This window comes from Clostridium pasteurianum (assembly GCF_001705235.1).
GTDB lineage: Bacteria > Bacillota > Clostridia > Clostridiales > Clostridiaceae > Clostridium_S > Clostridium_S pasteurianum_A.
In genome coordinates, this window is sequence record NZ_MCGV01000002.1 from 1 (window position 1) to 19977 (window position 19977).

The following is a 19977-nucleotide window of genomic DNA, read 5'->3' on the forward strand; positions in this document are numbered from 1 at the left end:
AGAAGTATCAAAACTAAAATAATTAAATAAAAAGAGTACTGGTAGAATAAAGATATTCTTATTTTACCAGTACTTTTTTTGCTATGAGTATTTACACATTTGATAACAAAAATGAATTATAATTGACATAATTAAAAATAAAGTATAATATGTATTATATTTCTTGAAAGGATGATACATATGAATAGCAAATTAAAAAAAACAATGCTTTCGACTTTTTTAATAGCTGCTTTAATAGCTTCTGGTGTAGGAATTAACAGATATGTTTTTAGTAAAGACTTTAGTACTTATTTAGATAAAAACCATAAAAGTATTAATAGTAATTCTAAGGATTTTAAAATACTCGATGATGATGCAAGGAATAGTAATGTGATTTTATGTGGTGAGGGTCATGCAATTAAATATAATTACAAGCTTGAAAATAATTTAATTGAATATTTAAATAAAAAATACAATGTAAAGTATGTTTTGATGGAATATTCTTATAGTGGGTCCTGCAATATTAATAATTATCTTGAGTCAGGAAACACAGAAGAATTAAAAGATATGTTTTATAATTTTAAAAATACAGCTTCATATAATGATGATGCTTATAATTTTCTAGTTAAATTAAGAAATTATAATTTGACACTTCCAAGGAATAAAAAAATAAAAGTTATAGGAATCGATATTGAGCATCAAATCCCCATAGCAATAAGGTATTTAAATTCTATTATGGAAACGAGAGGCAAAGCACCTGATGAAATATCCGCAGATGTTGATGAAATCAAAGAACAAGCCCAAGACAATGATTATAACAGCTGGGAGACACTTCAGGATAGTGATTTAAAGAATGATGTTTTAAAGCTCCAAAAGGATATGAAAAAAAGTAAAAATTGTTATGAGAAATATTTAGGAAACAACTATTTCGATTTTAACTTCATTGTAAATAATATGGTTAATGCTTTTGACGCATATTCTAATTATAATTCTGATAAATTTGAAAAAATAAGGGAAAAGTCTATGTATAATAATTTTAAAACATTATATGCACGCTTACCAAAAGGAAAATATTTTGGAGAATTTGGTAGAGAGCATGTTTATCAGAATAGTTTTAAAGATAAAACTTATGGTAAAGTAGATAAAAGACTTGCAATGTATTTAAATGATACGGAATCTCCTGTAAAGGGAAAAGTATTATCAATAGAGTACTACTATAAAAATTCTAAATTTATGTCACCAAAATATCCTTATTCTGCTCAAAAAGTAAACTATGCAATCAATGATAAAGATATAAGTAAGTACCTTAAATCAGATATTAATATATTTAAATTAGATGGGGACAAGTCTCCTTTTTCTAAATCAATGTACTTTATGAAGGATAAAGGACTAAATGGAGTTACTACAGATTATTTTAAATATATTGTCATTATAAAAAACTCACCAGCATCAAGTGCATATGATAAAAGAAATTAAAAACGTGAAAACAATTAAGAAAGGAGAATTAAGAATGAAGGATGATTTTCCGCCGCTCTGCTCCAGAAAATTCACTAAATTAGAAAAGAACATTGGACTGTGATGAATGGGTGTCATTATAATGTTAGAAGTTTTTCGTAGTGTAAGGGAGAAAAAGTTACCATGTATTTATTCTGTATGAGAAGTAACAATATTTTGGGAACGATTTAAATAAAATTGTATAAATCTTAGGGTGATATTTTGAAAAGACTTAGAAATTTCAATTTGCCTGAACGCTAGTGAGTTATTGAAATTTCTTAGGATTTTTAAAATATCACCCTTAGATTTATTAATTTTATTTAATGTTCCAAAATATTGTTACTTCTCTATTTTTTTAAATGCTGCGGATTTTATCAGCATAATAATCAGTACGTGGAATCCAGTCTAGAAACTTTTCAAAGCATATATTCCAGAATCTCCACTCATGGGCATATCCTTCTACTTCTTTAAAGGTCACATCAATGCCTTGCTTAACTAGGTTATTTACATAATTTTTGTTTACATCATATAAGAAATCATTGGTTCCACAGGCAATGTACATTTTAGGAAATTGTTTTTTTGCTTCAAGTAATTTATTAGTGATTTCTAAAAGATCCATTTCTTCTTTGATTTCAGTGTCATTAGTTATATTGCCACTGCCTATAGTATAGGGATTTAAATTGAAGGCTGCTGAAAAAGCACCAATAGCATTATATCTATCTGGGTTAGATAAACCGTGAAGTGTTGCTCCATATCCTCCCATTGAAAGCCCTGCTATATATGTATCTTCCTTTCTATCGGAAATAGGGAAGGTGTTAGTTATGAATTCTGGTAATTCTTTTTCAATAAAATCATAGAATAAATCGTGCTCACTAAAATTAACATAAGACTTATTTTCAGCTGCAATCATTACAGCAGCTATTTGCCTTTCTTCGCAGAATGCTTCAACATTGGTATAACCACAAATTTGTTTTTGATTATTGCCGAAACCGTGAAGTAAGTAAACCACTGGATGCTTAGCCGGTTTCACATGAGATGGCTTAACATCTGACATTCCAAGTGCTTCTGGAATAGTAGGAGTAGGCAGAATAACGTCTATGTCTACTGTCCTTTTTAAAATATATGATATTACATTACATGAAATTTTAGCCATGGTAAACCCTCCTAATTATGAATACGTTTAATAGTTGTATTTTAACATAGGAAGTTTGTATTTTCTATATAAGGATACTTAAAAAAAATTAAGAATTAAGAAAGAAGAATTAAGAATGAAGGATGGTTTTCCCCCGCTTTGCTTCGGAAAATCTACTAACTTATAGAAGAACATTCATCTGCATGAATTGGTGCATTTATAAGTTTAAAAGTTTTTCGAAGTGGAACGGAGAAAAAGTTACCATCATTCTTAATTGTTTTTACTGTATGTTTGGAAGTGGTGTATCAGGATATACAGCTTTTAGATTACCGCCTATGATTTTTGCACCAGAATATATACGGCAGTAACCTTCTGTCGTACAATTTTTAAAGGTAAATTTATGTTCTTTACCAGGATTATAAGGAAAATTAAAATTAGCCTTGGTTGAGTTTGGTTCTTCGAGAAGAAGGTTATTGTCTGCTCCATTTCTGTCAGCTGTACAATTAGTAAGAGTTAAAGAGCCTGCACTGTTATTTTGTGAAAATCCGCAGCTTCTATTATCATAGGCTTTGCAGCCATATAATATGTGAGAACCCTTTGATCTATGAGTGCCCTTTGGCGGTTTTTGATTACCTCCAAGTTTAAAACCATCCCCATTCATTTCTGAATTATTAAGAGAATTTGATGGATCACCATGATAATATCCATTTTTCGTAGATGTACAGTTAGTTAAAGTGACAGTTTTATCTGTTCCAAGTAGATCAAAGCCATCATCTGAATTATTGTAGGAATTACAGTTTATAAACTTGTTTCCTGCTCCTGCGCCTAGCTTGCATGCAAAGCCATCTGCATTGGAGCCTTTTGTTTTAATATCATAATTATTAAAGGAAGAACAATCCTGTACTAAGTTATCATGAGCACCATCTGTAATTTGCAGACCAGTATCATCATTATTGTCTGTTATGCAGTTTTTAATTGTATTATTGTGGGATTTGCTGCCCTTAAGTAAAATACCGTTATCACCAGCGTGGTATACTTCTATATTTTCTATGTCCCAGTATGAGCCTTTAAGGTTGATTCCGTAAGCATTATTTTCTTCTGATTCTCCCGAAAAATCAAGTTTAACTTTATCTTTATCTTTACTGGAGCCTATTAGTTTTATGGTTCCAGATTCTCTACCATTTTTATTTAATTCAATAGGTGATTTAAATTTGTATGTAGGACTTGTAAGCATAATTGTGTCACCAGGTTTGGCCTTATGTATAACTTTCTTAAATTGATCCGAATCATCATTTGAATTTGTACTTGCCAGTTTTATGATTTTGTGTGAAATTTCTTGTGTGGAATTTTTGCGCTTAGCATGTGCTAAATAAAATCCTGAGACTAAACAAACGCAAATTGTGGCAGCGCCTGCTATAGATAATGTTTTTTTCATAAGTAACACTCCAGTACTTCTTTATTAGGGATAATATATATAATAAACACAATAATTAAATAATGTAAGTAATTTTTATTAAATATGTGTTAATATTTCTTTACCTTTTTTCTGCATGAGAATGACAGATAGAAATAAAAGGCGTAATATATTTAATTTTTTACTATTATGCTTTACATACTAGCTAAAATGCTTTATAATTTATTTAAACTAGTATGTAATACAATATAGTACCGTAGGAAGTGATAATTTGAAGCAAACACAGCTTTTAAAAGGAATACTTGAAGGATGCGTACTTCTCATTATAGGTGAAAATGAGGTGTATGGATATGAACTGGTGCAGCTTTTAAAGAAATATGGATTCAAGCAAATAGTTGCCGGTACGGTATATCCTCTTTTACAAAAGCTTGAAAAACAAGGATATCTTTCAAGTACTATGAAGTCGTCACCTGATGGACCAGACAGAAAATACTACAAAATGACTTTGGAAGGAAAGAAACACTGCAGTGAATTTATTGATCAGTGGAATGATATAGCAGGCAATGTCAATAATATTATAAGTTTAATGGGGGGAAAATTTTATGAATAAAAAGAGCAGTAAAGCTAAAGAACTTATTAATAAAAATAATGAACTTAGAGAAAAATTACTTCCTGAAAATAAAGAATATTATGAGAAGCTTTTACTGTATATTCGTACTTCGGGGTTATTTTATGATGAATATGAAGTTGAAGCCCTGCTCATTCAAATTCTACAGGATACAATTTCTGCTCAGGAAAATGGAGATTCTGCCAGAGACTTTTTTGGTAAATCGCCTCAAGAGGCGGCAGATGAATTGATTGGTAACTTCAGTCATGGAAGCAAGCCAGAAATATTAAAGTTTGCAGGTATCATTTTTGCCATTAGTGCATTTTTTCCTATTTTAAGTATGCTGAGTACAGATAAAGGAATTAATCCTATTGTATTAATATTGGATGGAATTTTAAGTTTTATTACAGTAGAAATTGTATTTAGTGTGTTACATAAGGGTATATACACAAAAATTATAAAAAACAAGATAGTTTCTTTTATGATTATATGGATATTCTTTGCTTTAATTATAGGCTTATTTGTATTAATTGATATTTTTACACCTAGTATGTGGAATCTCAATATTGCAGGAAGTATAAAAGTGCTAATAATTTCCATAGTATTATTTTTAACTATTTTTGAAGTATGTACACAAAAGCATGTTGAAAGGAGTATTTTTATACCGTTTATTCCACCAATATGGGTTTTAGGGTTATTTGCTATATGCGCCAATATTACATTAACAAAAACTTGGATATCAACTAAGAATGGTAAAATTATATCAGTTGTTTTAATTTTAGCAGCTAATTTTATTTTTTATATTCTAACGTACTTTTTAAATAGAGAGAAAAAAGCTAGCAATAAATTCTAATATTATAAGGTAAAAGTCTAAGAAATTTCATTACTTTTTCCGAGTTAATTATTAAAATTTCTTAGACTTTTAGTTTTTTGACGTTTAGATTTGTGCTTCTTTTTTATGTTTCAAAAAGCTATTTATTTGTCTTTGATTTTTTTGAAGATGTAACTGGTGATAGTGGATTATTAGGAGCTGAAGCGTATATATTACCTCCTATAACTTTTGCACCAGAATATATAGTACATTTTCCATTTGTTGTGCAATTTATAAATGTAAATATATGTCCATTTTCAGGATTGTAAGGGAAATTAAAATTGCTTTTAACGGTTTTAAAATTGGCATTAAGAACGTTATCAGCACCATTTCTATCGGCATCACAGTTAGTTAAAGTTAAAGATGCACCACTGTTGTTCTGAGAAAATCCAGCAGCTTTATTGTCATAGGATTTGCAGCCGTATACTACATGATTTCCTAAGGATCTATGTGTACCCTTTGGCGGTTTTTGATTGCCACCGAGTTTAATTCCATCACCGTTCATACTTGCGCTATTTAATTTATTTAATGGATCACCATGGTAATATCCGTTTTTAGTAGCAGTACAGCCTGTAAGGGTTACTGCTTCATCAGTTCCAAGTAGATCAAAGCCATCATCTGAATTGTTGTAGGAATTGCAGTTTAAAAACTTGTTTCCTGCTCCAGCTCCAAGTTTACATGCAAAACCATCTGCATTAGAACCCTTTGTTTTGGCATCGTAATTATTAAAAGAATCACTATCTTGAACTAAATTATCGTGAGCTCCTCCTGTAATTTGCAGGCCAGCATCACTGTTATTATCTGTTGAACAATTTGTAATAGTATTATTGCCTGATGCAGTACCTTTCATTATAATTCCATTGTCACCGGCACCATATACGTCTAGGTTTTGGAGCTCCCAGTATGAACCTTGAAGGTTTATTCCGTAAGAACTATCACTAACTTTTTCATTAGAAAAATCAAGCTTAACTTTAGTTGTACCTGATCCCTTCAATTTTATGGTGCTGCCCTTAACTCCATTTTTATTTAATAAAATTGGTGATTTAAATTTATAAGATGAACTGGTAAGTAAAATTGTGTCACCAGGATTAGCCTTAGCTATAGCTGCCTTTAAAATTGCTGAATCGTCAGCTGAATTTGAACTTGTAATTGTTATAGTTGATGGCGCAGCTGCATAAGCTGTAGTTGTAAGTTTTGGTACAGAAAATAGTGAAAGAGAAATTAACGTTGAAGCTACTAAACATATTGTTTTTTTCATAAATAAAACCCCTTTATAATAACATGTTTTTGTTAACGTTAACAAATTGTTTTACATATAATAGCTATTATAAAATATATTATAGCTTATTATGGAAATAATGTAAATACATTTTATAACTTATTTGCTAATTATATCTCTTATTTTAATATGTACTTTATTGAATGCACTAACTGTATTAATGGAAGAAATAAACAAGCTAAGAAGTATTAACATAGCTCCAATATACTCCTGTAAGTTAAGCATTTCATGTAAAAGTAAAGAAGCGAAAATTGCTGAAAATACCGGTTCCAGTGCAAAGGAAAAACCAGCAGTTTCTGGCGCAGTGTATTTTTGGGCAATAGGTTGTATTATAAAACCGTATGCACTGCAGATTAAAGCAAGTCCTAAAACTGCTATCCATCCATTTGATGTATGGGGTAATTTGGGGTTTTCAAAAACAAACGAAAATAGACTACCTAGTAATGCTGCAAAGCCAAATTGAAAAACTCCTAATTGTAATGCATTTTCTGATTTTACAAAATAACTTGTTGTTATAACATACAGTGCATTAAAAACTGCAGCTATGAGGCATAATCCAGATCCTAGATCAATGGAAAATCCATTTTTTAAAGTTAGAAGCCCTATACCTATCATGACTATGCAAATGCTAATAATTGTCTTTGATTCTGGTATTTTATGTTTTATAAATCCATGTATTATTGGTACAAATGCAACGGTGGTACTTACAAGAAAACCTGCGGATGAAGCTGTCGTTGTCTTGAGTCCTATTAAAAGGGGTACAAAGATGCAAAATAAAATAAAACCTAATATTGCACTGTGAATAATAGTTTTTGTACGTATCCTTTTAATTTTTCTAAATAGGAGAATAAATGTTACTAAAAATGCAGCTCCAAATCTTAATGCAATAAAATTAAATGGACTGAGCCCATTAAGTCCCATTTTCATAAACAAGTAAGAAGTTCCCCATGCCATAGAAACACTTATAAGTAATAAAGTCGCTTTTCTTTCAGTCATTTCATTAACCTCACATTTATAGTTATATTGTTTGCCTTTTTTACAGTGATATTATATAATCCAATGTGATATAAGTAAAACAAATTTATATTATATTGAGTATTAGATTTTCTAATGCATGAAGGAGCAAATATGCGCATTTCAAGATATGAAGTACTTATGAAGGTTATTGAATTAGGCAGTTTGACGAAAACCGCTAGATATTTTAATTATACACAGTCTGCTGTAAGCCAGATAATTAATTCTTTAGAGACAGAACTTGGAATATCTCTTCTTAATAGAAATCATTCTGGAGTTTGGCTTACTTCTGAGGGTAAACAGCTATTACCTTACCTTAGAAATATTAGTAACAGTTATCATGAACTATCTGAAAGAGTTTTTGAACTCCTGGGAATGGAAACTGGTTTAATTAGGATTGGAACTTTTTCAAGTGTTTCATGCCACTTATTGCCACCTCTTATTAAAGGATTTAAAACTATATATCCTAATATTAAGTTTGAATTGCTGCAAGGTGATTATGATGAAATAGAAACATGGGTAGTTGAAGGAGCTGTAGATTTTGGGTTTATATGTTTACCGTCCACAAAAAATCTTGAAACTATTTTCCTAAAGAAGGACAGAATGATGGTGATAATTTCTAAAGATCATCCTTATGCAAAAAAATCTTTTTTTCCTGTGAAAGCACTTGCAGATGAATCCTTCATTCTTCTAGAAATAGGTAACAGGCAAGAAATTTTACAGATTTTTAAGGATAGCCATATAACTCCAAATATTAATTATAGTGTTAAGGATGACTATACTATAATGTCTATGGTAGAAAATGGATTAGGCGTAAGTATATTATCCGAATTAGTTCTTACAAGAAATCCTTATAAAATATTGGTTAAAGAAACTCGTCCAGTTTTTTACCGAACATTAGGAATTGTATTAAAAAATAAAGAAAGTTTATCACTTGCTGTTAAATATTTCATTGAGTATATTACTAGCAAGCTTTAGTAAAAAATTTCCATAACCCTTAACCCCTTATTTTGGTATTTCTAATTTTTCCATATGTCAAAAAGTATGCTTTTTGACATATGGAAATTCATATAGTTTTTTAATGTCAAATATACAACAAATTTATATTTGACATGTTTCAATAAACTTGTATAGTTATTGAAATAAATGTTATAATTATTTTAGTAATATTTTAGCAAATAACTATAATTAATATTAATTAAAATTTATTATTAAATAGGAGCTATTTTAATATGAGAAGTTTTTTTTATGCAAGGGTAAGTAGTAAAGATCAATCATTAGAAAGACAAATTATTGTTGCCCAGAAATTGGGAATATCAAAAGAATATATTTTTGTTGAAAAGGCAAGTGGAAAAGATTTCAAGAGACCAGAGTATCAACTTATGAAACGCATACTTAGAGAAGAAGATATTTTATATATTAAATCACTTGATAGACTTGGAAGAAATAAACAAATGATACTGGATGAGTGGAAGGAACTTACTCAAACAAAAAAAGTATATATAGTAGTTTTGGACATGCCTTTACTGGATACTAGAAAATATAAAGATATGAATGGTTTAGAAAATTTAATTTCTGAAATAATACTTCAATTGCTAAGCTATATGGCTGAGGATGAACGTAAAAGAATAAAGGAAAGACAGGCAGAAGGCATTAAAATTGCTTTGAAAAATGGAGTTAAATTTGGAAGAAAAAAAATACCTATTGATGAAAATTTCAAAGCCATTTATGGTGAGTGGAGAAATGGAAATATTACAGCAGTAAAAGCAATGAGTCTTGTATCCATGAAAAGTAATACTTTTTATAGAAGAGTTAAAGAATATGAAAGTGAAATTAATAAGAAGTATATAAATGATAGTAATATAAAGGGAGATAACATAAATGCCTGAAAATAAGAATGCTATTAAAATATTAAAGCCCAAGATTCAAGAGGATCTGCCTCAATTTGATTTATTGCAAGAAGGAATATCTGACTATGATTCAATTTCATCGGCATTAATAAATAAGTGCTTAATACAAAACTTTAAGACAAGAAGAGTATCTTTTAATGAAGTAATATTTAGAAATGTAAAGTTTGTAAATATATTATTCGATAGGGCAGAATTTTTAGATGTGAAATTTGAAAATTGTGATTTATCCAATATTGATTTAAATGGGTCCTCTTTTTGCAGGGTGGAATTAAAGAATTGTAAACTCACGGGATGTAATTTTGCAGAAGGATTTTTTGAAAATGTTACCTTTAATGAGTGCAGCGGACAATACACCTGTTTTAGATTCAGCAAATTTAAACAAACAGCTTTTGAGAATTCTGAACTTCCATATGTTGATTTTGGAGGAAGCGAGTTTTCTAAGTTAGAATTAAAAAGAACAGACATATCCGAGGGACAATTTTATAATGCCAAGCTAAGGGGAATAGATTTTACAAGCTGCAAAATTGATGGCATTGCTGCAGGTCTAGATGATATTAAAGGTGCAGTAATATCCTGCGATCAAGCTATTTCAATTATTGGATTACTTGGAGTTGTATTAAAATAGGGGCACTGCTAATATAATGTCTTAAAATATTGGTAGTACAAATAACAGAGTATGAGGTGATTTTTCTCCATGCTCTGTTTTTTATTAATTTATTATTTATTTTCTCTATGCTATATTTATGTCATAATAATACATTAATAAGTTATAATTGGTGATTTGCTAAATTTATATAAAACATCATATTTATCTTATATTTTACAAAAAAGCTTTAAAAAAAGTACGCAAGTGTTAAAATAATTGTATATATGTAATTAATTTTTAATAAATAGATTATATGTATTCTATTCAATTTAATGTAAGAACGTAGCTAGCATGAAGAAAAATGTTACAACAAATTATATAAAGTTACTATATAATAATTCGAATTTTAAAAATTTATGGCTTTCTAGAGTTATTTCCTATTTTGGAGACGCATTATACAATATTACTATTTCATGGTATATTTTTTCAACCACAGGTTCGGCTTTTAAAGTTGGATTAGTACTCATTGCTAAATTTTTGCCTCAGGTAATCGTTGGTATGTTTTTAGGGGTATTAATTGATAAATATAATAAAAAATCGTTAATGCAGCTTTCAGATATTACACAAGCAATAGTCACTCTGATTTTTGCGATTTTAATTGCTGCACATGCCTTTACTTACTCATATATTTTTATTATTAATATTTTCTTATCACTAGCAGGTGTTTTATTTGGAACGTCTCAAAGTTCATTACTGCCTGAACTGGTCCAAAAGGATGAACTGATTTCCGCTAATTCACTATTAAGTATTTCACAGCAGACAGCTAATTTAACTGGTTCTATAATTGGAGGAGTTATTGTTTCTCTATTAGGCGAATTTTTTTCTATATTCATTGACTCAATGACATTTTTTCTTTCGTTTATCTGCATTTATTTTATTCATTATAAGATAAGTACAAGTAATATTAATGAAGGAATAACTCTAAAGGGAATGTTTATGGATGTAGGCGAAGGTATATATTGGCTAAAGAATCAAATTGAACTAGTGTTACTTATAGTAATAGGTATGATAAGTAATATTGCATTAGGTGTAACAAATGTGCTGCCATCAATGCTTATAAAAGTAAATTTTAAGGGAAATTCATCAGCGCTAGGTATTTTTGAGTTATCTATTGGACTTGGTTTATTAATAGGAGGATTATTTATTGGGTTAATCTCACCTAAAAGGGTTGGAAAAATGTTTCTTATAGGACTTGCTGTTGAAAGCATAGGAATGCTAGGTATATTTATTTCTCCTAATTTTGCTGCAGCTTGCACGGGAAATTTTGTAATAGGATTTGGAGTAACTATTTTTAATATACCTATGAGTACATTATTTCAAATTATGATTCCAGCGAATATTAGGGGAAGAGTTAATAGTATAAGTTCAATTGCTTTTAGTATATCAATACCAATAACATATGGAGCAATTGGTGCCATTGCAGATGTAATTGGTGCTAAAGTATGTTTTGCCATTGCTTCTTTATTAACGGCTATGTGTTTATGTATTGGCGCAAGTAATAAAAAATTAGTAAAATCAAGCTTGAATTCTAGCACATATACTAATGCATAAATATAGCCGTATTTTTGTTTCAAGTTGATTTTGAAGAACGGGAAAAGAAGTTAAGAACATAAAAAGAAATTAAGAATTAAGAAAGAAGAATTAAGAATGAAGGAGGATTTTTTTTCGCTTTGCTGCAGAAAATCTACTAACTTATAAAAGAACATTCGCCTGGGGAGAATGAAGGCAGTTATAAGTTAAAAAGTTTTTCCGTAATAGAGTGGAGAAAAAATCACCATGATTCTTAATTCTTCATTTTTTTTTAAGTCTTTAATTTTTTTATTTGTGTAGTGATTTTATATAAGTGGTTGTTTTAAGGATATAGGTGGCGAGTGAATAATTATTTTGAGTATTTCACACAATATTATAAATACTAATTTTAGACGTACATGGAGTTGGTCTAATTGTTTAATTTCGCAAAAAGAGTACTTAAAAGGCATAAAAACATTAATAAAGAGGAAACAGATGCACCTAATAAGCCTAAAGAAAAAATTTCATCTTCATTAAATATAAATAAAGAATACATAAAAAGCAAATTTAAGAATTGTTCTGATGTGACCATAAGGGAGATTAAATTAGCTAACAATCCTAAATTTACAGCAATGATTGTGTATATAAGCAATATGTGTACTGCATCCATTATTGAGGATTCTATAATAAGAAAATTAACCTTTAAATATCATGATGATACATATGCAATTAACAGCCTGGAATATTGCAAGTATTTGCTTGGAATTCAAGATAATTTTATATATGAGTATAGGGAGGATGCAGTAAAGGAAATACTAAATGGCAGCATTTGCATATTTATAGATGGCTTAAAAGCTGCACTTACAATAGATATGAAAAATCCACCAGGTAGAAGTGTAGAAGAACCTACATCAGAATCAGTCATACGTGGACCTAAGGAGGGTTTTACAGAAGCTATAGCAACAAATTTAGTACTGCTTAGGAAAAGAATTAAAAGTACAAATTTAAAGACTGAATCTTTTGTGCTTGGGAGAGAAACAAAGACCAATGTAACTATTGTGTATCTTTCTAATATTGCAAAGAAGAAAACTGTAGATGAGCTTAAGGGAAGAATTAAGAAGATAGATATAGATGCAGTAATTGCAAGTAATTATGTAAGAGAATACATTGAGGATGAAACTATATGGGGTATTCCTACTATTTATTCAACAGAAAGGCCAGATGTTGTAGCTACAAAAATACTTTCAGGCAGAATTGCAATTTTTGTTGATGGTACTCCTTTAGTTTTAACGGTTCCAGCAATTTTTTCTGAGTTTTTAATGAGCAATGAGGATTACTACTTGAGTTTTATCGTAGGAACTATTACTAGGTGGCTCAGATATTTATCTTTTGTATTGTCACTTATACTTCCTGGTTTTTACTTAGCAATAACAACTTTTCATCAGGAGCTGATACCAACGCCATTACTAGTTAGTTTTGTAAAAGCACGTTCTAGTGTTCCATATCCTGCTTTATTGGAATGTTTTTTACTTTTAACTGTTTACGAAATGCTGCGTGAGGCAGGACTTAGAATGCCTAAAGCAGTAGGTCAGGCAATGAGTGTAGTTGGAGCCTTAGTACTTGGTCAATCAGCTGTAGAAGCAGGTCTTGTAAGTACTCCCATGGTAATAATCGTGGCAACGACTGCAATTACCTCTTTTGCAATACCTTCTACTGATATGTACGGAGCTCTCATTCTTCCAAGATTCATACTTTTATTGCTTGGAGGTACCATAGGGTTAGTTGGATTAATTTGTGGCATAATAATTTTTGCTATAAAACTAGTGTCGATGCGCTCTTTTGGAGTACCGTATATGGAGCCAATTGCTCCACTTATAAAGGAAGAATTACCTGAAGTATTTATGAGACGTCCTATTTGGGCTAAGCGAAAACGTTCATGGTTTATTACAGGGAATAGATCAACCTATAGGGGAAAAAGATCCTATATTAATACAGTGACAGAGGATATAAAGAAATTATTAAATAAAATAAAAAATGGAGATTAGACTATGAAAAAGGTTATTTCAATTGTTATGGTAATAATTTTCACACTTTTTTCAGTTGGTTGCAGCAAGACAAAGCAGGAAATTGAAAAACTTTCTGTAGTTTTAGCTGGAGGTTTTGATATTAATGAGAAAGGCGAGTATATTTATTCTGCGCAAATACTAAATGTCAACAAACCAGCTTCAAAAACTATGTCCAATAAGTCTTCTTCAAATGTAGTGGTTTTTACAAGTAAAGGAAGTACTCCTTATGATGCTATAAATCATATGTCTACAAGTGTTGGCAAAAATTTATTTTTGGGTCATAGCTCATATGTAGTCGTAGGAAGGCGCTTAGCTGAAAATGGTATCTCACTTTTACTTGATACTACTTTAAGGGTTGCTAGCACTAGACCTGATCAGCCCTTATTTGTATCAAAGGGCACTGCCTTAGACATAATAAAAACTGTATCAGCTGACGAAAAAATACCGGCAAATGCAATTGGTAATATAGTTAAATTTCAAAGAGGTAAGGGATATGCCACGATAACGTCAAGGCTTGACATGGCCAATGAGCTATCAAGTAAAACAGCAGCACCTGTGACAGGCATAATTGATATTGAAGAAAGAAAGAATGCTGATAATGTTTTTAGGCTTGCGGGTACAGGTGTATTTAAGAAGGATAAACTTATAGGTTATATGGACAAAAAAGAAACCAGAGGTATGCAGTGGATAAAGGGAAATGTTCAAAGTGGCAGTTTAATAGCGTATACGCCAGATAATAAGGAAATAACTTTTGATATATTAAAGTCTAAAAGTACTGTAAAGCCAGTTATTAAAAATAACAAGATAACAATGCAAATCAATATAAAAGAGCAAGCAAATATAACGGAATTGACGAAAGATATAGATTTGATAAAAAATCCAGAAAAAATAAAGTATTTAAATGAGATTCAAAATAGGGCAATAAAAAATGAGGTTCAGCTTGCACTTGATGCTGCACAAAAAAAATTAAGAGCTGATGTATTCGATTTTGGGGGAAATGTACATAGACACTATCCTAAGCTCTGGAAAAGTACTGAAAGTAAATGGCAAAATATTTTTCCAAATCTTAAGGTTGAAGTAAATGTTGATTCATCTATAAAAAGACCGGGCATTATTTCAAAGCCAATAAAGTAAAGGGAGATGTGTTATGGAGACAAAAATATCTGTTAGGCAGCTATTTGCGGCAATTGTATTAGTTCCCTTTGGCAGTGCTGTGCTTTTTTTTATAAATCCTAAAGCAAAGCAGGATGCATGGATAGCCATATTAATTTATATAATTCCAGCAGTAATTTTGCAGCTTATATATGTGAGCTTATGGAACAAATATCCCGAAGATACTCCAGTTACTTATATGCCAAAAATTTTTGGGAAAGTAATAGGTTATACCTTAAGCATAATTTATATTGTTTTTTTTGCATATGAAGCTGCCAGAGTTTTACGTGATTTTGATGAACTCATAGCAATTGCATCAATGCAGAGACTACATTTATATATAACTTCAATTATACTTATGATTACAGTTGCATATGCTCTTTTTAATGGAATAGAGACTCTTTCTCGAATGGTGTATATTTTTTTATACTTATGGATTTTCTTTGTTATCTTCGAATGGATATTTCTTTACATGACCCCAGGAGATATCAAGTTTTTCAATTTACAGCCAATCTTAGAGAATGGTTTTATGCCAATTATAAAGGATAGTTGGAAGCTTATAACATTTCCATTTGGTGAAAGTATTGTACTTGCAATGTTTTTTCCGCTTGTTAAGGAGAGAGCTAAGGTAAGGAAGGCAGCAGTGTGGGCAATTATATTAGAAGGAGTTCTTTTAGCATTGAATACTATTATGTTTATAGCAGTATTAGGGGTTAATTTTGCGTCTGTCTCCCTATTCCCTTTTTTACAAACGCTGCGTACTATGCGTGTTGGGAGTGCTTTTGATAGATTAGACATATTTGTAATCTTGGTCATGGTAATAGTGGGATTTTTAAAGATAGGTTTTTTTACATATGGTGCGGCATTAGGAACCGCACAGTTAGCAAAGCTTAAAGATACAAAGTACATCTCTCTGGTATTCTGTATAATTGTCACCATAACTTCGCTAATAATAGCTAGAAATTATCCTCAGCATATATATATTGGTCAGACCATAACTTTAACATATATTCATTTGCCACTAACTGTTATCATTCCTACTATTGCATTATTTGTGTATGGAATTAAGTACTTTATTCAAAAAATAAGGAGTAAATCATGAAAAAAAATATTTCCATTTTTATGATAATTGTATTTATGACCGCATTTACAGGGTGTAAGGAGTCAAAACAGGAGATAAATCAAATGGGGACGGTACTAGCTACGGGTTTCGATTTAACTGAGGATGGTAAATACATAATTACTGTACAAATTTTAAATCCTCAAGGGGGAGGTTCTGATACTTCTAAAAAAAGTGATACTGAAGGTAAATCTGATGTAACTGTTTTTAGCAGCGAAAGTGATACTCCTTCATCTGCTCCAGCAAATTTAGCAGAAAGTTATGGTAAACCAATATTTTTCGGTCACAGCAAATATGTTGTTTTAGGTGAAAGGTTGGCAAAAACAGGAGTAACAAAGTTTATGGATTCTGTATTTAGAATAAGAACTACAAGACCAGATGTTGCAGTATTTGTTACGAAAGGAAATGCAAGCGATATCATTAAAGCTGATCTGCCCGATGAGAAGATTTCTGCTGATAAAGTTGAAAACTTAATAAAGTTTCAAGGAGAAAAGGGATATTCTCCAATGACTTCAAGATTAAGATTTGCAAATGCTTTAATGGATAAAATTAGGGCTCCAATCTTAGGAGTTATTAATATAAAAAATGAGTTTAATTCAGACAATACATTTGATGTTTCAGGAACTGCTGTATTTAAGGAGGATAAACTTATTGGATATATGGATATGAATGAAACAAGAGGCATGCAGTGGATTAATGGAAAGGTTCAGAGTGGTAGTATTGTTGGACACTTACCAAATAATAAGGTGGCTAATTTTTATATACTAAAATCAAGAAGTAAAATAAAGCCTGTATTAAAGAATGGTTCTTTACGGGTGGAAGTTAATATATTTGAGGAAGGAAATGTAATAGAAATGTCTGCTCCTTTAAATCCAATGGAAAATTATAAGGTTATGGATAAATTAAGTGAAGTGCAGTCTAATGCCATAAAGGGAGAAGCACTTCTTGCCTTAAATACGGCACAAAAGAAATATGATGCTGATGTGTTTGGCTTCGCAAATGCAATAAACGAAACTTATCCTGATTTTTGGAATAAAATAAAATCCAATTGGCCATCGATTTTCCAAAAACTTAAAGTTGATGTTAATGTAACCTCAAGTGTTAAAAGACCTGGAATTATATCTAAACCTATAGGGTAAAGGAGAAGCATTATGAAGACCAAAATAAGTGTTTTTCAACTATTTGCAAGTATTGTGATGTTTGAAAGTGGTACTGCTGTGTTTTTTTATTTAGCTTCAGATACAAAGCAGGATGCATGGATAACAATTCTCATTTATGTATTACCAGCCATTATTTTGCAAATTATATATACTAGTTTGTGGAAGGATTATCCACAAGATAATGTAATGACTTATATGCCTAAGATTTTTGGGAAGTTCATAGGCTATTTTTTAAGTGTAATATATATAATATATTTTATTTATGGAGCGTCTAGAGTGCTTCGTGACCTTTCTGAACTAATGTCCATTGCAGTACTACCAAAGATTCCATTGATATTAACTTCATTTATGCTAATTATAATTACCTGTTATGCAGTTTTTAGTGGTATTGAAAGTATATGTAGGATAGCAGCTACTTTTTTGTTCGTTTTTTTATGTTTTTTTATATTATCATTTATATTTTTATCAACAACTCCAGATGTATTTAGAATTAGGAATTTGAAGCCAGTAATACATAGTGGATTGTTATTTTTGATTAAAAAGGGATGGACACTTATGACCTTTCCTTTTGGTGAAAGCTTGGTATTTTCTACTCTTTATCCATTTGTAGTCGAATCGAAAAAAGTTAGGAAATATGCAATTGCTGCAAACATACTTGAAGGCATTATTCTTTCTAGTACTTCCATAATGGTTGTATCTACACTGGGAGTAAAACTTGCACAAACTTCACTGTTTCCACTTTTACAGACCTTTAGGGTAATAAAGGTTGGCAGTGCTTTTGATAGATTAGATATACTTGTAGTAGTAATATTACTATTTGGGGTCTTTTTTAAAATGAGTTTTTTTATATATGCTGCAATGGTTGGTACAGCTTCGCTTATTAAGTTTAATAATATTAAGTATTTATCTATACCAATTAGCATAATAGTCTTAATTGCTTCAGAGTTCATTGCTCAAAATTACCCTCAGCACATAAAAATCGGTCTTGATTTTACTGTGAAATACATACACGTGCCAATGCTTTTAATAATACCGATTTTGGCACTTATAGTTGTTAACTTAAAGAAGTTAAAGGAACGAAAAAAGGTAAGAATGCAAAAAAGAAATTAAGAACACGTAAAAAGAAAATTAAGAATTAAAAATGAAGAATTAAGAATGATGGTAACTTTTTCTCCGCTTTGCTCCGAAAAACTTTTAAACTTATGAGGGCAACTATTCACCGTGGGTGAATGTTCTCTTATAAGTTAGTAGATTTTCTGGAGCAGAGAGGAGGAAAATCATCCTTCATTCTTAATTATTCTTTCTTAATTCTTAATTTTTCTTTCATGTTTTAGTTTTGGTATTTTTTCTTTAGTTCAATAACCCTTTCCCTTGCAAGTTCAGTAATATCAACAATATCATCAATACTATCTCCACGTTTTAGCATTTTTTCAGCCATTTTTACTTTTCCTTGAGCTATTCCCTGAACTATACCTTTGGCTATTCCTTCTTCTCTAGCAGTTTTTAGTCTAGTCATCTGGTCATGGATTTCTGCTTCTCTTGCTTCATATGCCATTCTTGATTTTTCGTCTTTACTTATTATTTGAAGTTTATCATAAGCTTCTTTTATATCTTTATTTTTTGACGCCAGCATTTCCATTACCTCCTTTGACTTTGCTCCTATAAATTCCATCCACTGAATTACTGCTGTATTCTCATCTTTTTTTACGTCTTTTTTATCGAGTTTTGGAAGTTCTAAATAGTGAATTTCAAGTATATCTGTAAGTCTATATCCTGTTTCATCCTCTGTTATATGATAACTTGTATGAACTTTATTTAACGGTATACACTCAAAATCCACTATATTTATGGTTATACATTTTTTTAGTTTGTCATAAGTATCTCCAGATTTTATCTGTGATGTATACATTTTTGACCAGTAAAAAGTTGTTCTTTCAGCCATATAGTCCGTTGATAGTACCTGAATTTCTATATCGATTTCTTTTTTGTCTTTTGTTTTTGCTCTTACATCTAAAATACCTTTTTTATCTTCTGCAAATTGTCTTGGCAGTTCATTATTTATTATTTTTAAATCATTAAGTTCTTCTTTAGATATATTTAATATGGAGCTTAATAGTGATTGCAGTAAAGCTATGTTGTTGGAATCTCCAAACAAAAGCTTAAATGCAAAATCTACTTTTGGAGACATTATAAAATTATCATCGTAAATTTCAGATCTTCTTGTTTTTCCAGCCATTTAATCATCTCCTTATAAAAGGTCATAGTCTTAATTATTAAGTTATATATTATGACCTCTATAATTAAGCTTTAACAGATTTTTTCAATTATATTCACTTATCTTTATTCTATCAGAAAATGCCATTATAAGATAGCTTTTTATCTGCTTATGCTGTGAAAAAAATTAAGAATGAGTATAACTTTTTTATGCTTTTCTTTTTTAATTTTAATGCTTAAAAAATTGAACTCAGGAAATTTTAGTTACTTGACAAACATTTTGCAAAAAGGGATAATGTTTTTGTTAATCTGACGTCAAAATATTTTTGAGATGGAAGTTACAGAATGTATAATATTGTATGGAACTAAGGGCTATCAGTATGAAATTTAATAGCTAATCTGATAGGCTT

Annotated in this window: 17 protein-coding genes; 12 read left to right on the forward strand and 5 right to left on the reverse strand. The window is 30.3% G+C overall.

What is annotated here, in order from left to right; genetic code table 11:
* Window positions 1-180: 180 nt before the first annotated feature.
* Window positions 181-1455, forward strand: a complete 1275-nt coding sequence (locus tag BEE63_RS20180) for an erythromycin esterase family protein (protein WP_066023309.1) — start codon at window positions 181-183, stop codon at window positions 1453-1455.
* Between the two features lie 373 nt (window positions 1456-1828).
* Here the strand turns inward: BEE63_RS20180 and BEE63_RS20185 are convergent, their stop codons facing one another.
* Together BEE63_RS20185 and BEE63_RS20190 are read right to left on the reverse strand one after the other, a co-directional pair.
* Window positions 1829-2626, reverse strand: a complete 798-nt coding sequence (locus BEE63_RS20185; RefSeq protein ID WP_066023310.1) for an alpha/beta hydrolase — start codon at window positions 2624-2626, stop codon at window positions 1829-1831.
* A gap of 259 nt (window positions 2627-2885) precedes the next feature.
* Window positions 2886-4040 carry a right-handed parallel beta-helix repeat-containing protein gene (locus BEE63_RS20190; RefSeq protein ID WP_066023311.1) on the reverse strand — a complete coding sequence of 385 codons (1155 nt, stop codon included), beginning with the start codon at window positions 4038-4040 and terminating at the stop codon, window positions 2886-2888.
* Window positions 4041-4290: 250 nt separating this feature from the next.
* Here BEE63_RS20190 and BEE63_RS20195 point away from each other — a divergent pair, with 250 nt between their 5' ends.
* Entirely contained in the window at window positions 4291-4629 is a 339-nt protein-coding gene (locus BEE63_RS20195) for a PadR family transcriptional regulator (protein WP_066023312.1), read from the forward strand.
* Window positions 4622-5479, forward strand: coding sequence for a hypothetical protein (locus BEE63_RS20200; protein ID WP_066023313.1), 858 nt, complete (start codon window positions 4622-4624; stop codon window positions 5477-5479). Before BEE63_RS20195 ends, BEE63_RS20200 begins: the two co-directional genes overlap by 8 nt.
* Before the next feature lie 118 nt (window positions 5480-5597).
* On the opposite strand, the gene BEE63_RS20205 is transcribed toward BEE63_RS20200, so the two are convergent.
* Both BEE63_RS20205 and BEE63_RS20210 read right to left on the reverse strand, forming a co-directional pair.
* Entirely contained in the window at window positions 5598-6755 is a 1158-nt protein-coding gene (locus tag BEE63_RS20205; RefSeq protein ID WP_066023314.1) for a right-handed parallel beta-helix repeat-containing protein, read from the reverse strand.
* 120 nt (window positions 6756-6875) lie between these two features.
* Window positions 6876-7772, reverse strand: coding sequence for a DMT family transporter (locus BEE63_RS20210; RefSeq protein WP_066023315.1), 897 nt, complete (start codon window positions 7770-7772; stop codon window positions 6876-6878).
* Window positions 7773-7904: 132 nt separating this feature from the next.
* Between BEE63_RS20210 and BEE63_RS20215 the strand changes: the two genes are divergently transcribed.
* The 9 genes from BEE63_RS20215 (at window position 7905) to BEE63_RS20255 (ending at window position 18463) form a co-directional block, all read left to right on the forward strand.
* On the forward strand, window positions 7905-8768 hold the full coding sequence (locus BEE63_RS20215; protein ID WP_242874977.1) for a LysR family transcriptional regulator: 864 nt from the start codon (window positions 7905-7907) through the stop codon (window positions 8766-8768).
* Window positions 8769-9022: 254 nt separating this feature from the next.
* On the forward strand, window positions 9023-9679 hold the full coding sequence (locus BEE63_RS20220) for a recombinase family protein (protein ID WP_066023317.1): 657 nt from the start codon (window positions 9023-9025) through the stop codon (window positions 9677-9679).
* Window positions 9672-10325, forward strand: coding sequence for a pentapeptide repeat-containing protein (locus BEE63_RS20225; RefSeq protein ID WP_066023318.1), 654 nt, complete (start codon window positions 9672-9674; stop codon window positions 10323-10325). Before BEE63_RS20220 ends, BEE63_RS20225 begins: the two co-directional genes overlap by 8 nt.
* A 312-nt stretch (window positions 10326-10637) precedes the next feature.
* Entirely contained in the window at window positions 10638-11897 is a 1260-nt protein-coding gene (locus BEE63_RS20230) for an MFS transporter (protein WP_066023319.1), read from the forward strand.
* Between the two features lie 392 nt (window positions 11898-12289).
* A complete protein-coding gene (locus BEE63_RS20235) occupies window positions 12290-13900 on the forward strand; it encodes a spore germination protein (RefSeq protein WP_066023320.1) in 1611 nt (536 codons plus the stop codon).
* A 3-nt stretch (window positions 13901-13903) separates the two neighbouring features.
* Window positions 13904-15055 carry a Ger(x)C family spore germination protein gene (locus BEE63_RS20240; RefSeq protein ID WP_066023321.1) on the forward strand — a complete coding sequence of 384 codons (1152 nt, stop codon included), beginning with the start codon at window positions 13904-13906 and terminating at the stop codon, window positions 15053-15055.
* A 13-nt stretch (window positions 15056-15068) separates the two neighbouring features.
* Window positions 15069-16175: a GerAB/ArcD/ProY family transporter gene (locus BEE63_RS20245; RefSeq protein WP_066023322.1), complete on the forward strand. Its 1107-nt coding sequence runs from the start codon at window positions 15069-15071 to the stop codon at window positions 16173-16175.
* Window positions 16172-17332, forward strand: a complete 1161-nt coding sequence (locus tag BEE63_RS20250) for a Ger(x)C family spore germination protein (RefSeq protein ID WP_066023323.1) — start codon at window positions 16172-16174, stop codon at window positions 17330-17332. Before BEE63_RS20245 ends, BEE63_RS20250 begins: the two co-directional genes overlap by 4 nt.
* Window positions 17333-17344: 12 nt before the next feature.
* Entirely contained in the window at window positions 17345-18463 is a 1119-nt protein-coding gene (locus BEE63_RS20255) for a GerAB/ArcD/ProY family transporter (RefSeq protein WP_066023324.1), read from the forward strand.
* A gap of 220 nt (window positions 18464-18683) precedes the next feature.
* On the opposite strand, the gene BEE63_RS20260 is transcribed toward BEE63_RS20255, so the two are convergent.
* A complete protein-coding gene (locus BEE63_RS20260; RefSeq protein ID WP_066023325.1) occupies window positions 18684-19589 on the reverse strand; it encodes an Rpn family recombination-promoting nuclease/putative transposase in 906 nt (301 codons plus the stop codon).
* Between the last annotated feature and the right edge of the window lie 388 nt (window positions 19590-19977).

Excerpts from the sequence above, each read along its gene's own strand:
- BEE63_RS20180 (WP_066023309.1), top strand. The coding sequence starts at position 181 with ATGAATAGCAAATTAAAAAAAACAATGCTTTCGACTTTTTTAATAGCT.
- BEE63_RS20210 (WP_066023315.1), bottom strand. The coding sequence starts at position 7,772 with ATGACTGAAAGAAAAGCGACTTTATTACTTATAAGTGTTTCTATGGCA.
- BEE63_RS20215 (WP_242874977.1), top strand. The coding sequence starts at position 7,905 with ATGCGCATTTCAAGATATGAAGTACTTATGAAGGTTATTGAATTAGGC.
- BEE63_RS20200 (WP_066023313.1), top strand. The coding sequence starts at position 4,622 with ATGAATAAAAAGAGCAGTAAAGCTAAAGAACTTATTAATAAAAATAAT.
- BEE63_RS20245 (WP_066023322.1), top strand. The coding sequence starts at position 15,069 with ATGGAGACAAAAATATCTGTTAGGCAGCTATTTGCGGCAATTGTATTA.
- BEE63_RS20230 (WP_066023319.1), top strand. The coding sequence starts at position 10,638 with ATGAAGAAAAATGTTACAACAAATTATATAAAGTTACTATATAATAAT.
- BEE63_RS20220 (WP_066023317.1), top strand. The coding sequence starts at position 9,023 with ATGAGAAGTTTTTTTTATGCAAGGGTAAGTAGTAAAGATCAATCATTA.
- BEE63_RS20250 (WP_066023323.1), top strand. The coding sequence starts at position 16,172 with ATGAAAAAAAATATTTCCATTTTTATGATAATTGTATTTATGACCGCA.
- BEE63_RS20190 (WP_066023311.1), bottom strand. The coding sequence starts at position 4,040 with ATGAAAAAAACATTATCTATAGCAGGCGCTGCCACAATTTGCGTTTGT.
- BEE63_RS20240 (WP_066023321.1), top strand. The coding sequence starts at position 13,904 with ATGAAAAAGGTTATTTCAATTGTTATGGTAATAATTTTCACACTTTTT.
- BEE63_RS20185 (WP_066023310.1), bottom strand. The coding sequence starts at position 2,626 with ATGGCTAAAATTTCATGTAATGTAATATCATATATTTTAAAAAGGACA.
- BEE63_RS20205 (WP_066023314.1), bottom strand. The coding sequence starts at position 6,755 with ATGAAAAAAACAATATGTTTAGTAGCTTCAACGTTAATTTCTCTTTCA.
- BEE63_RS20225 (WP_066023318.1), top strand. The coding sequence starts at position 9,672 with ATGCCTGAAAATAAGAATGCTATTAAAATATTAAAGCCCAAGATTCAA.
- BEE63_RS20260 (WP_066023325.1), bottom strand. The coding sequence starts at position 19,589 with ATGGCTGGAAAAACAAGAAGATCTGAAATTTACGATGATAATTTTATA.
- BEE63_RS20255 (WP_066023324.1), top strand. The coding sequence starts at position 17,345 with ATGAAGACCAAAATAAGTGTTTTTCAACTATTTGCAAGTATTGTGATG.